Genomic DNA, 12733 nt, shown 5'->3' on the forward strand with positions numbered 1-12733 from the left:
CCCGCCCGTCGGGGGGAGTGAGCGGACAGGCGAGGCCGGGGGGCCGACGTGTGCCTGCGCCCACCTCTCGCACACGTCGGCCCCGGTGTCCCTCACCGCCGACGGGGGCGGCGGCGCCCGGTGCGCGGATCCGGCCGCGCGACGACGGGCAGGCGGGGCGGGGGTCCGAGCGTCTCGCTCGACTCGACCGGTCCCTGCCGAGGGACGTCAGTGAGGGTGCGGGCCCCGGGGATACTTCCCGTTCTCTCCTTCGGGGTCCGGGCCCTGGTAGATCTCCTCACCGGGGGTGAAGATGTCCGGGTCGCACTCCTCGCACCCGGAGCACGCGCCGCCCAGGGGCACTTGACACGGCATGTCTGCATCTCTTCTCAGTCATCGGAAGCAGTTCACCGGGCGATGCCATTCGGTCGTCTCGCCGGGCACACCGCACCCCGGGCCTCAGCGATCTCGACCAGGGCGGTCAGGCACTCCGCCAGCCGTGCCAGGACGTACCGCATCTGACAGGTCTCGGCGTTGCCGGTGACGATCAGGTCCTCGGTGTGCCCCAGCAGCACCCGCGCCATCTCCACCCGCGCCGCCTCCCCGGGGTCGACCCGTTCCAGCCGCTTGCCCCGCATCTCGGCCACCCGCACCACCCGGACCAGCGCCCACACCAGCCGCACCGCCCCCGCCCGCAACCGCCCGCCGTCCACGCCGACGCCCGAGGCGAGCCAGAGCTGGGCAGCGCCGAGCACGTCGCGCGCTGCCAGCACCTGGGCGTCCTCCCACGCGTCCGCCAGCGCGCCCACCGGGCCGGGGCCGTGGCCGTCCGGAGGCGGGACGGTGTAGCAGGGCGTGCCGTTCACCGTGGACCACGGCAGCGGCACCAGCCCGCTCACCGCTCCCCCTCCGGGCCGGTGGCCTTGGCCCGGCACCGGGGGCACTCGCACCGAGGCCACTCACACGACGCCGGAGCGAACGAACGACTCGGCTCACCCCGCACGGAGCACGAGCTGATCTCCGACTGCTCGCCGGTCACCGGGTCCAGCCGGTACACCCGGATCGTCATCACGGCCACGCCCAGCCACCCCCGGACGGCGCATCCGCCGCTCGGGCGGCCGTGGTCTTGCCCTTGCGTCTGGTCTGGTGAACTTCAATCGGTCCACTCATGAGACTTCCTTTCGACGGGCCTTTCCTGGCGGGAAAGGGGTCATCTGACGGTAGCCGGGAGATCACTGGCGACTGGTGAACGCGAGAGTCAGCAGAAATCCGACTACCGCCGATGCGGCGAACACGAGGACGCCGACAACGAACCGCCCAATCACGGATTCTCCGCTCTGGTCTAAGGTCTGGTTTCGGCGACGGGGGCGCCGGTGTCTCAACGCCTGTTCCTGCGACTCGGCCGGCGTCGGCTTTTCGTGTCTCGGCGTTCCGCTCACAGCCGTTTCACCTCCCGCCGGATCGCACGGGCAAGGTCCCGGGCGTCGGTGGGAGTGATCGGGCGGCGGCCTGAAGGCCGTCCACAACGTTCCGAGCGGTCTCGACCAGGCGTTCGAGTTCATCGGACATTGACGGGGTATCAGTCATGAGCGCCCCTCCCACGGTCGGCGACTGCACACTTGATGTAACCGGCTCGTCACACCGGCCGGTACCGTGTGCAGCGGACGGGACCTGCACATGGGTGCAAACACGGGAGAGGGGCCATGGGGAACCGCGAGCCGAACCCGGCACTGCGAGCGCTGCTGGAGGAGACTGGATGGAGCCCGCGACGGCTGGCCGAGGAGGTCAACCGTCTCGGCACCGAGCGGCGCACGCCGACGACGTACACGCGTCAAGCCGTCGTGCACTGGCTCAACGGGCATGTACCGGCCAAGGAGACTCGCCCGTTGATCCGTGAGGCGCTTGCAAGAAAGTTGGGCCGCACAGTCTCCTACACCGACTTGGGGCTACCCCCTTCGCAGGACGAGCCGAACGAGTGTGCAGATATCCTAGTGGAGTTGGTCGCCCTAGCCGGGAGTGACATGGACCCTCAGCGCCGAATTCTCAACGCTGGCCTATTCGCTGCAACACTGACGATCCCCCAATGGGAAGAAATCGCTGGGCGCGCGTTGGCCGTCCAGACAGACAGGGCTCGCCGAATTGGGCTTCCTGATGTCGAATCGGTCATTGACGCCACAAATCGCGTATCCGTGATGGATGATGAGCGCGGAGGCCGGTACGCGCGCCCGCTCGCCGCCTCCCTCCTTGTGAACATGGTGGCCCCCTATTTGAGGGCAAATGCCCCTGAGAGCGTGCGGAAAGAGATGCTTTCGGCGGCAGCGGACCTTTGTTATCTGACGGGGTGGATGGCTGTAGACGAGGGGCTTCATGGCTTGGCGCAACGGTATTACGTCAAAGCACTACAGTTATCCGGAGCAGCAGAAGACAAGTTGACTTACTCAACCATCTTGCGAGGAATGAGCGTTCAAGCGGTGGATTTGGGGCATGGGCCTCTTGCCATGCAGCTCGCCGATACTGCGGCGGCATCCTCCCCTGACATGAGCCACCGCAAGCGCGCATTTTTGGCAGGACAGCAGGCCCATGCAGCCGCGCAAAACGGTGACCGGCGGGCCGCCTTTGCTCGGCTAAAAGAGGCAGAGAAAGCCATAGAGAAGGCCGAGTCTCCAAACCGGCTAACCGGCGGTTACGATCGCCCCGCATTGGCGTATCATCAGTCGCAAGTTCTCTTTGCGTTGGGCGACGTGCGCGGCTCTGTGAGGTCGCTGAGTGAATCTCAGCGTTTGCGCCCTGATAGCCAGCGCCGGACTCGTATCCGCCTCAACGGGACTCTAGCTGAGCGCAAACTACGCCTCGGGCATCTCGAAGAAGCCTGTGTCACCTGGCACCGACTACTGGATGAGTACCCACAAATTCATTCGGGACGTTGCGACGACCGCATCTCAGAAATGCTTCGCTCCATCGCCCCGCACCTCAAGAGGAACCATACCGCGCGCGCCCTGTGGGAGCGAGCGCAAGCCGAGGTGCCGCCAAGGCTTTTGCCCCCCAGAAAGTAAAGCCGCGCGGCGCCCGTCCCGCCGTACGAGGAGGGGCGGGCGCCGCGCGGCGGGTGCCCGGGGGGGCCGCCCGTACGCCGGAGCGTACGGGCGGACCGTCAGCAGGTCAGACCACGAGTGCGCGGTCGGTCGGGCGGATCGGGGCGGGCAGCGTGCTCTGCCCGGACAGGTAGCGGTCCACGGCACGGGCCGCCGAGCGGCCCTCGGCGATGGCCCAGACGATCAGCGACTGGCCGCGGCCCGCGTCGCCGGCCACGAAGACGCCGTCCACGTTGGTGGCGAAGTCCGCGTCGCGCGCGATGTTGCCGCGGGCGTCCAGGGCCAGGCCGAACTGCTCCACCAGGCCGTTGGCCTGGTCGGTGCCGGTGAAGCCCATGGCCAGGGTGACCAGGTCGGCCGGGATGCGCCGCTCGGTGCCGGGCTTGGGCTGGAACCGCCCGTCGGCGAACTCGACCTCCACCAGGTGCAGGGCCCGGACGTTGCCCTCCTCGTCGCCCTCGAAGTGGGTGGTGGACACGGCGTACACCCGCTCGCCGCCCTCCTCGTGCGCGGAGGAGACCTTGTAGGTCATCGGGTACGTCGGCCAGGGCTGGCTCGCCGGGCGCTCGTCGGAGGGCCGCGGCATGATCTCCAGCTGGGTGACCGAGGCGGCGCCCTGCCGGTGCGCGGTGCCGACGCAGTCCGCGCCGGTGTCGCCGCCGCCGATCACGACCACGTGCTTGCCCGCGGCGGTGATGGGCGGAGCGACGTAGTCGCCCTCCTGCACCTTGTTGGCCAGCGGCAGGTACTCCATGGCCTGGTGGATGCCGCGCAGCTCGCGGCCGGGCACCGGCAGGTCGCGGGCCACGGTGGCGCCCGCCGCGACGACCACCGCGTCGTACCGCTTGCGCAGCTTGGCGGCGTCGATGTCGCGGCCGACCTCCACGCCGGTGCGGAACTTGGTGCCCTCCGCGCGCATCTGCTCGATGCGGCGGTTGATGTGCCGCTTCTCCATCTTGAACTCGGGGATGCCGTAGCGCAGCAGCCCGCCGACGCGGTCGGCCCGCTCGTACACGGCGACCGTGTGGCCGGCCCGGGTGAGCTGCTGGGCGGCGGCCAGGCCCGCGGGCCCGGAGCCGATGACGGCGACGGTCTTGCCCGACAGCCGCTCCGGGGGCTGCGGCGTGACGTCGCCGGTCTCCCACGCCTTGTCGACGATGGTGACCTCGACGTTCTTGATGGTGACCGCGGGCTGGTTGATGCCCAGCACGCAGGCGGTCTCGCACGGCGCCGGGCACAGCCGCCCGGTGAACTCCGGGAAGTTGTTCGTCGCGTGCAGCCGCTCGCTGGCCGCGCGCCAGTCCTCGCGGTAGGCGAAGTCGTTCCACTCGGGGATGAGGTTCCCCAGCGGACAGCCGTTGTGGCAGAACGGGATGCCGCAGTCCATGCACCGGCCGGCCTGCTTGCTGATGATCGGCAGCAGCGAGCCGGGGACGTACACCTCGTTCCAGTCCCTGAGCCGCTCCGCGACGGGGCGGGTCTCGGCGACCTCGCGGCCGGTGGTCAGAAAGCCCTTGGGGTCAGCCATTGATCGCCGCCTCCATCATCTTCTCGTGGGTCGCGGACTCCGAGAGCCCGGCCCGCTCGGCGGCGTCCTTGGCGGCGAGCACGGCCTTGTACGTGGTCGGCATGACCTTGCTGAAGCGGCTGGCGGCGGCGTCCCAGTCGGCGAGCAGGGCGGCCGCGACCGTCGACCCGGTCTCCTCCTGGTGGCGGCGCACCGCGTCGTGCAGCCACTGCTTGTCGGCGTCGTCCAGCGGCTCGACCGCGTCCCGCAGCTCGATGTTGACCTGGTCGGGGTCGAGGTCGATCACGTAGGCCACGCCGCCGGACATGCCGGCCGCGAAGTTGCGGCCGGTGGAGCCGAGGACGACCGCGCGGCCGCCGGTCATGTACTCGCAGCCGTGGTCGCCCACGCCCTCGGAGACCACGGTCGCGCCCGAGTTGCGCACGCAGAACCGCTCGCCGACCCGGCCGCGCAGGTACAGCTCGCCGCCGGTGGCGCCGTAGGCGAGGGTGTTGCCCGCGATGACCGAGTACTCGGCGAGGTGGTCGGCGGCCCGGTCCGGGCGGACGACCACGCGGCCGCCGGACAGGCCCTTGCCGACGTAGTCGTTGGCGTCGCCCTCCAGGCGCAGCGTGACGCCGCGCGGCAGGAACGCGCCGAAGGACTGGCCGGCCGAGCCGGTGAAGGTGATGTCGATGGTGNGCCGGCCGAGCCGGTGAAGGTGATGTCGATGGTGTCCTCGGGCAGACCCGCGCCGCCGAACCGCTTGGTCACCTCGTGGCCGAGCATGGTGCCGACCGTGCGGTTGATGTTGCGGACGGGCACCTGGGCGCGGACCGGCTGGGCGGACTCGGCGCTGTCGGCGTTCAGCGCGTCGGCCGCCAGCCGGATCAGCTCGTTGTCCAGCGCCTTCTCCAGACCGTGGTCCTGGGTGACGGCCTGGTACCGGACGGCGTCCTCGGACAGCTCGGGCACGTACAGCAGCGGGGCCAGGTCCAGGCCCTGCGCCTTCCAGTGGTCGACGGCCCGGGTGGTGTCCAGCAGCTCGGCGTGGCCGACGGCCTCCTGGAGCGTACGGAAGCCGAGCTCGGCCAGCAGCTCGCGGACCTCCTCGGCGATGAACTCGAAGAAGTTCACCACGAACTCCGGCCTGCCGCTGAACCGCTCGCGCAGCACCGGGTTCTGCGTGGCGATGCCCACCGGGCAGGTGTCCAGGTGGCACACGCGCATCATGACGCAGCCGGAGACCACCAGCGGGGCGGTGGCGAACCCGAACTCCTCGGCGCCCAGCAGCGCGGCGACGACCACGTCGCGCCCGGTCTTCAGCTGCCCGTCGGTCTGCACGACGATGCGGTCGCGCAGGCCGTTGAGCAGCAGCGTCTGCTGGGTCTCGGCCAGGCCCAGCTCCCAGGGGCCGCCCGCGTGCTTCAGCGAGGTCAGCGGGGAGGCGCCGGTGCCGCCGTCGTGCCCGGAGATGAGCACCACGTCGGCGTGCGCCTTGCTGACGCCCGCGGCGACGGTGCCGACGCCGACCTCGGAGACCAGCTTCACGTGGATGCGGGCCTTGGGGTTGGCGTTCTTCAGGTCGTGGATGAGCTGGGCCAGGTCTTCAATGGAGTAGATGTCGTGGTGCGGCGGCGGGGAGATCAGGCCCACGCCCGGCGTGGAGTGCCGGGTCCTGGCCACCCACGGGTACACCTTCGGCCCGGGCAGCTGGCCGCCCTCGCCGGGCTTGGCGCCCTGGGCCATCTTGATCTGGATGTCGTCGGCGTTGACCAGGTACTCGCTGGTGACGCCGAAGCGGCCGGAGGCGACCTGCTTGATCGCCGAGCGGCGCTCCGGGTCGTACAGCCGCTCGGGGTCCTCGCCGCCCTCGCCGGTGTTGGACTTCGCGCCCAGCCGGTTCATGGCGACGGCCAGGGTCTCGTGCGCCTCGCGGGAGATGGACCCGTAGCTCATCGCGCCGGTGGAGAACCGCTTGACGATCTCGCTGGCCGGCTCGACCTCCTCCAGCGGGATGGGCGTGCGGTCGCCGCGGAAGGTGAACAGGCCGCGCAGCGTCATCAGCCGCTCGGACTGCTCGTTCACCCGGCCGGTGTACTGCTTGAAGATGTCGTAGCGCCGGGTGCGGGTGGAGTGCTGGAGCCGGAAGACGGTCTCCGGGTCGAACAGGTGCGGCTCGCCCTCGCGCCGCCACTGGTACTCGCCGCCGATCTCCAGCGCGCGGTGCGCGGGCGCGATGCCGGAGGCCGGGTACGCCTTGGCGTGCCGCTCGGCCACCTCCCGGGCGACGACGTCCAGGCCCGCGCCGCCGATCTTGGTGGCGGTGCCGTGGAAGTACGTGTCGACGAACTCCTCGTCCAGGCCGACGGCCTCGAACACCTGCGCGCCGCGGTAGGAGGCCACGGTGGAGATGCCCATCTTGGACATCACCTTCAGCACGCCCTTGCCGAGCGCCTTGATCAGGTTGCGGATCGCGACGGCGGGCTCGACCCCGGGCAGGAAGGTGCCCGCGCGGACCAGGTCCTCCACGGACTCCATGGCCAGGTACGGGTTGACCGCGGCGGCGCCGTAGCCGATGAGCATCGCGACGTGGTGCACCTCGCGCACGTCGCCCGCCTCCACCAGCAGGCCCACCTGGGTGCGCTGCTTGGTGCGGATCAGGTGGTGGTGCACGGCGGAGGTCAGCAGCAGCGACGGGATCGGCGCGTGCTCGGCGTCGCAGTGCCGGTCGGACAGCACGATCAGCCGCGCGCCGTCGGCGATGGCGGCGTCGGCCTCGACGCAGATCTCCGCCAGCCGCGCGGCGAGCCCGGGGCCGCCCTGGGCGACGCGGTACAGGCCGGAGAGGGTCGCGGCCTTGAAGCCGGGCAGGTCGCCGTCGGCGTTGATGTGGATGAGCTTGGCCAGCTCGTCGTTGTCGATCACCGGGAAGGGCAGGGTGACGCTGCGGCACGACGCGGGGACGGGCTGGAGCAGGTTGCCCGAGGCGCCGAGCGCCGAGCCGAGCGAGGTGACCAGCTCCTCGCGGATGGCGTCCAGCGGCGGGTTGGTGACCTGCGCGAAGAGCTGGGTGAAGTAGTCGAACAGCAGCCGCGGCCGGTCGGACAGCGCGGCGATCGGCGCGTCCGTGCCCATGGAGCCGATCGGCTCGGCGCCGGTCCTGGCCATCGGCGCGAGGAGGACGCGCAGCTCCTCCTCGGTGTACCCGAAGGTCTGCTGGCGGCGGGTGACCGAGGCGTGGGTGTGCACGATGTGCTCGCGCTCGGGCAGGTCGGCCAGGTCGATCAGGCCGGCCTCCAGCCACTCCTGGTACGGGTGCTCGGCGGCGAGGGCGGCCTTGATCTCGTCGTCCTCTATGATCCGGTGCTCCGCGGTGTCCACCAGGAACATCCGGCCCGGCTGGAGGCGGCCCTTGCGCACCACCCGGGACGGGTCGATGTCCAGCACGCCGACCTCGGAGGACAGCACGACCAGGCCGTCGTCGGTGACCCAGTAGCGCCCCGGCCGCAGGCCGTTGCGGTCCAGCACGGCGCCGACCTGGACGCCGTCGGTGAAGGTGACGCAGGCCGGGCCGTCCCACGGCTCCATCATCGTGGCGTGGTACTGGTAGAACGCCCGCCGCGCCGGGTCCATGGACGTGTGGTTCTCCCACGCCTCGGGGACCATCATCAGCACGGCGTGCGGCAGCGACCGGCCGCCGAGGTGCAGCAGCTCCAGCACCTCGTCGAACGACGCGGAGTCCGAGGCGCCGGGGGTGCAGATCGGGAAGGCCCGCTCCAGGCTCTTGTCGCCCTTGTCCCCGAACACGTCGCTGGCCAGCTGCGACTCGCGCGCCCGCATCCAGTTGCGGTTGCCCTGGACGGTGTTGATCTCGCCGTTGTGCGCGACGAAGCGGTACGGGTGGGCCAGCGGCCAGCTCGGGAAGGTGTTGGTGGAGAACCGCGAGTGGACCAGGGCGACGGCGGTGGCGAACCGCCGGTCGGACAGGTCGGGGAAGAACGGCTCCAGCTGCCCGGTGGTCAGCATGCCCTTGTACACGAGCGTCCGCGCGGACAGCGACGCGAAGTACACCCCCGCCTCGCGCTCGGCGCGCTTGCGCAGCATGAACGCCTTGCGGTCCAGCGGCAGGCCCGTCGCGCCGCCCTGCCGGTCGGCGACGAACAGCTGCGCGAAGGACGGCATGGTGGCGCGGGCCCCGTTGCCCAGCAGCTCGGGCGCCACCGGCACGGCGCGCCAGCCCAGCACGGCCAGGCCCTCGTCGGCGGCGACAGCCTCGATGTGCTGCACGGCCTCGGCCCGGTCGCCCTCGGCGGCGGGCAGGAAGCCGATGCCCACCGCGTACGCGCCCGCTTCCGGGAGCTCGAAGTCCACCGACCCGCGCAGGAACGCGTCCGGCACCTGCACCAGGATGCCGGCGCCGTCGCCGGAGTCCGGCTCGGAGCCGGTGGCGCCGCGGTGCTCCAGGTTGCGCAGGACCGTGAGGGCCTGCTCGACGAGCTGATGGCTGGCCTCACCCGTGAGGGTCGCCACGAAGCCCACGCCGCAGGCATCGCGCTCGAAGCGAGGGTCGTACATCCCCTGCCGGGCAGGGTAGGCCGTTGAGGGCACGGCACGCATCGGCTCTCCCGGTCGTCGTCGTTGGCATATGCGCACACCGAGGGACGACGCTGGCCCTCTGCTCAAGTTTTCATGCAGGTTACAGGATGGCCCGTTTACCGCAAAGCGGATGACACGTTCCAGCATGTGGACTTCTTTGGCAAAGGGGGGCGATCAATGGCCCGGAATGACGTGGGCAGCCGTCGTCGCCACGGCGTAACGCGGGCGACGTTGCCCGCGGCGCTCGGGCCTTATGCCCGGTCGTTAACAGCGTGAAACCCTTGAGTAACGTCGCATCCGCGCCGGCGCGCGTCTGCTGGTACGTCAGCTTGTACGTCAGCCCACGGCCGTACCGAACAGCGCGCCCAGGCCGTAGGTCACCCCCGCCGCCGCACCGCCCAGCGCCAGCTGCCGCAGCCCGCTGAACCACCAGGTCCGGGCCGTCACCCGGGCCACCAGCGCGCCGCACACGAACAGCCCCACCAGCGCCACCACCAGGGCCGGCCACAGCGCCGCCGCGCCCAGCAGGTACGGCAGGACCGGCAGCAGCGCGCCCAGCGCGAAGGCGCCGAACGACGACACCGCCGCGACCAGCGGCGACGGCAGGTCGTCCGGGTCCACGCCCAGCTCCTCGCGGGCGTGCACCTCCAGCGCCCGCTCCGGGTCCCGCGACAGCTGGGCCGCCACCTCGCGGGCCAGCCGCGGCTCCACGCCCCGCGCCTCGTACACCGCCGCCAGCTCGTCCAGCTCGTCCTGGGGGTGGCGGCGCAATTCAGCCCGCTCCACGTCCAGCTCCGCCAGCACCAGCTCGCGCTGCGAGGCCACCGAGGTGTACTCCCCCGCCGCCATCGAGAACGCGCCGGCGGCCAGTCCCGCCAGGCCCGTGAGCACGATCGTGTTCCGGTCGGCCGCGCCCCCGGCCACGCCGGTGAGCAGCGCCAGGTTCGAGACCAGGCCGTCCATGGCGCCGAACACGGCGGGGCGCAGCCAGCCGCCGTTCACGTCCCGGTGGGTGTGGTTGTCGCGGTGGGCGACGTGGGCGGGCTGCTCCGTACGGGTGGCGACGGACATGGCGTGCCTGGCTCCCTTCGAGGTCGGTCGCGGACTGCGGTGACCCTTGTCCGGAACATTTCGAAGGTACGCGCGAATTCCCGTCCCGTGCCAGCAAGGAAGGCCGAACTTACCCCTCTGACCTGCGCGGATGCCGTCGCGGGCCAGGGAGCCGGCGGCGGCGTGACAAAGGCCACCGGGACCGATCCGGTCCCGGTGGCCTTCGACGTCGAGGCGGCGCGCCCGCTGCCGTGTCAGCCCTCCGGCCTCGCGGCGGCCCGGGCCGCGGCCTCCGCCCCGGCGGGCGGCTCGGAGGCGTCCCCGGCCGCGGGAGCGTCGCCGTCCGCGGTCGGCTCGGGGCCCTCGGCGGGCGCCGCGGAGTCCTCCGCGCTCTTTGGACCCGCCGGGCTCGCCTCGTTCTCCGCGCTCTCCGCGTCCTCCGTGGTGGCCGCCGTGTCGTCCGTACTCTCCGTGCTCTCCGGGGTCTGCGCGCCCTCCGGGGTCTGCGCGGTCTCGTCGACGGGTCCTCCCTCGGACTGCCGCTCGACCGGGGCGGGCGCCGCGCCGACGCCGGCCGCGGCGCGCTCCACCACGTCCTCCCGGCCCGGGACCCGCTTGGCGGAGATCGCCAGGTACGCCACCGCCGCGAGGAACACGACGATCGCCGTCCAGTCGTTCAGCCGCAGGCCCAGCACCTTGTGCGCGGCGTCCACGCGCAGGTACTCGACCCAGAAGCGGCCCACCGTGTACGCGGCCACGTACAGCGCGAAGGCCCGGCCGTGCCCGAGCCGGAAGCGCCGGTCCGCCCACAGCACCAGCAGGCCCACGGCCACGCACCACAGCGCCTCGTACAGGAACGTCGGGTGGTACGTGCCCGCCAGCCGCCCGGCGTCGGGGTCGGCGTCGATCTTCAGGGCCCACGGCAGGTCGGTGCGCCTGCCGTACAGCTCCTGGTTGAACCAGTTGCCCCAGCGGCCGATCGCCTGCGCGAAGGCGATGCCCGGCGCGACCGCGTCCGCCCAGGCGGGCAGCGGGATGCCGCGGCGGCGGCAGCCGATCCACGCGCCCAGCGCGCCGAACGCGATGGCGCCCCAGATCCCGAGGCCGCCCTCCCAGATCTTGAAGGAGTCGACCCAGTCCCGGCCGGCACCGAAGTACAGCTCGTAGTCGGTGACGACGTGGTAGAGCCGACCGCCGACGAGGCCGAAGGGCACCGCCCAGATGGCGATGTCGGCGACCGTGCCGGGCTGGCCGCCACGGGCCACCCAGCGGCGTCCGCCGAGCCAGACGGCGGCGAACACGCCGAGGATGATGCAGAACGCGTAACCGCGCAGCGGGACCGGTCCGAGGTGGATCACACCGGACGACGGGCTGGGAATGTAAGCGAGGTCCATGACAGGTCGACGCTACCCTGCCGGGCCACCGGACCGGCAACCCACCCCCGGGACGACGGGTCGGCGGCGCCGGCCGGCGGCCCGGGGCCGACGCTGGTCAGCCCTTGGCCGCGGCGTTCACCCGCTTCTTCAGCTTCCCGGGCGTGAGCGGGTCGCTGCGGTCGGCGTAGACGTTCTTGCCGTCGAGCAGGACGGTCGGCGTGGAGCCGTAGCCGGCGTCGGAGAACGCGCGGTGCGAGGCCCGCACCCAGCCGTCGTGCCGGCCGTCGCGGACGCAGGCCCGGAAGTCCGCGGTGTCCAGTCCCCTGACCCGGCCGGCCAGCTCGATCAGGCGGTCGTTGTCGCCGAAGGCGTCGTCCGACTCCTGCGGCTGGTTGCGGAAGAGCACGTCGTGGTACGCGGCGAAGTGTCCGGAGTCCTGGGCGCACGCCGCCGCGTTCGCCGCCTTCAGCGAGCCGCTGCCGCCCAGGTTGCCGTCGATGAGGGTGACCAGGTGGTACTCGGTCCGCAGCCGGCCCTTCTTCTGGAGCTGGTGGACGGTGGTGCGGAAGGAGTCCTCGAACTGCTTGCAGGCCGGGCAGCGGAAATCCTCGTAGACGGCCAGGGTGGACCGGGCGGACGCGCTGCCCGCCGCGATCACCAGGTCGTCCTTGCCGGTGGCGCCGCGGGGCGCGGTCACCGGGCCGCCCGAGTCGTCGTCCCCGCCGCCGCTCGCGGCGAGCACGCCCACGCCGGCGGCGACCGCCAGGACGCCGACGACGACGCCGAGGACCGCCAGCGTCCGGTTGCGCTTCCGGCGCGCGCGGTCCTGCTCCTGCCGCTCCCGCAGCCGCTCGCGGGCGCTGCGCTTTCCGTCTCGGTTTCTCTGGCTCACGCCCTCGACTAACGAGGCGGCCGGGCCGGTCCGGGCCCTCCCGCCCCGGATTCCCCCGGATAGGGGACGGCGGGCGGCACGCGGTTGCCGGGCGCCTGCGGCGGACTCCCCGGCCCGGGGTCCCGCTCCCCTCCGGACCCGTCGCGGGCCCCTCCGAACCCCCGCGTCGGCGGACCGTGCCGCCCGGCGGGCGGGCGCGGCCGACCGCCGGGCCCCGGGCGGGTCCGGCGGACGCCCC

General features: G+C 71.9%; 7 protein-coding genes and 1 pseudogene. 1 reads left to right on the forward strand and 7 read right to left on the reverse strand.

The annotated features are described in order from the left end of the window. Positions 1-207 precede the first annotated feature (207 nt). Positions 208-354, reverse strand: coding sequence for a hypothetical protein (locus RKE29_RS21715; protein ID WP_312007209.1), 147 nt, complete (start codon positions 352-354; stop codon positions 208-210). Positions 355-386: 32 nt separating this feature from the next. After that, positions 387-878: a hypothetical protein gene (locus tag RKE29_RS21720; RefSeq protein ID WP_312007210.1), complete on the reverse strand. Its 492-nt coding sequence runs from the start codon at positions 876-878 to the stop codon at positions 387-389. Positions 879-1682: 804 nt separating this feature from the next. Here RKE29_RS21720 and RKE29_RS21725 point away from each other — a divergent pair. After that, positions 1683-3032 carry a tetratricopeptide repeat protein gene (locus RKE29_RS21725; RefSeq protein ID WP_312007211.1) on the forward strand — a complete coding sequence of 450 codons (1350 nt, stop codon included), beginning with the start codon at positions 1683-1685 and terminating at the stop codon, positions 3030-3032. 106 nt (positions 3033-3138) lie between these two features. On the opposite strand, the gene RKE29_RS21730 is transcribed toward RKE29_RS21725, so the two are convergent. The 5 genes and pseudogenes from RKE29_RS21730 to RKE29_RS21750 all read right to left on the reverse strand — a co-directional run bounded on the left by RKE29_RS21730 (position 3139) and on the right by RKE29_RS21750 (position 12495). Next, positions 3139-4599 (reverse strand): glutamate synthase subunit beta, encoded by a 1461-nt coding sequence (locus RKE29_RS21730; protein WP_312007212.1) that lies wholly within the window; start codon positions 4597-4599, stop codon positions 3139-3141. Beyond that, positions 4592-9156: pseudogene (gene gltB, locus RKE29_RS21735) on the reverse strand (glutamate synthase large subunit). The gene RKE29_RS21730 and the pseudogene gltB overlap by 8 nt, the downstream one beginning before the upstream one ends. 357 nt (positions 9157-9513) lie before the next feature. Continuing rightward, positions 9514-10248, reverse strand: coding sequence for a VIT1/CCC1 transporter family protein (locus tag RKE29_RS21740; protein WP_312007213.1), 735 nt, complete (start codon positions 10246-10248; stop codon positions 9514-9516). A gap of 233 nt (positions 10249-10481) precedes the next feature. Beyond that, positions 10482-11621 (reverse strand): prolipoprotein diacylglyceryl transferase, encoded by a 1140-nt coding sequence (gene lgt, locus RKE29_RS21745; protein ID WP_312007214.1) that lies wholly within the window; start codon positions 11619-11621, stop codon positions 10482-10484. 97 nt (positions 11622-11718) lie between these two features. Next, positions 11719-12495, reverse strand: coding sequence for a thioredoxin domain-containing protein (locus RKE29_RS21750; RefSeq protein ID WP_312007215.1), 777 nt, complete (start codon positions 12493-12495; stop codon positions 11719-11721). Between the last annotated feature and the right edge of the window lie 238 nt (positions 12496-12733).

Origin of the sequence: Streptomyces sp. B1866, assembly GCF_031932565.1 — a bacterium.
GTDB lineage: Bacteria > Actinomycetota > Actinomycetes > Streptomycetales > Streptomycetaceae > Streptomyces.

Coding starts and splice junctions, on each gene's coding strand:
- RKE29_RS21715 (WP_312007209.1), bottom strand. CDS start 354: ATGCCGTGTCAAGTGCCCCTGGGCGGCGCGTGCTCCGGGTGCGAGGAG.
- RKE29_RS21725 (WP_312007211.1), top strand. CDS start 1,683: ATGGGGAACCGCGAGCCGAACCCGGCACTGCGAGCGCTGCTGGAGGAG.
- lgt (WP_312007214.1), bottom strand. CDS start 11,621: ATGGACCTCGCTTACATTCCCAGCCCGTCGTCCGGTGTGATCCACCTC.
- RKE29_RS21740 (WP_312007213.1), bottom strand. CDS start 10,248: ATGTCCGTCGCCACCCGTACGGAGCAGCCCGCCCACGTCGCCCACCGC.
- RKE29_RS21730 (WP_312007212.1), bottom strand. CDS start 4,599: ATGGCTGACCCCAAGGGCTTTCTGACCACCGGCCGCGAGGTCGCCGAG.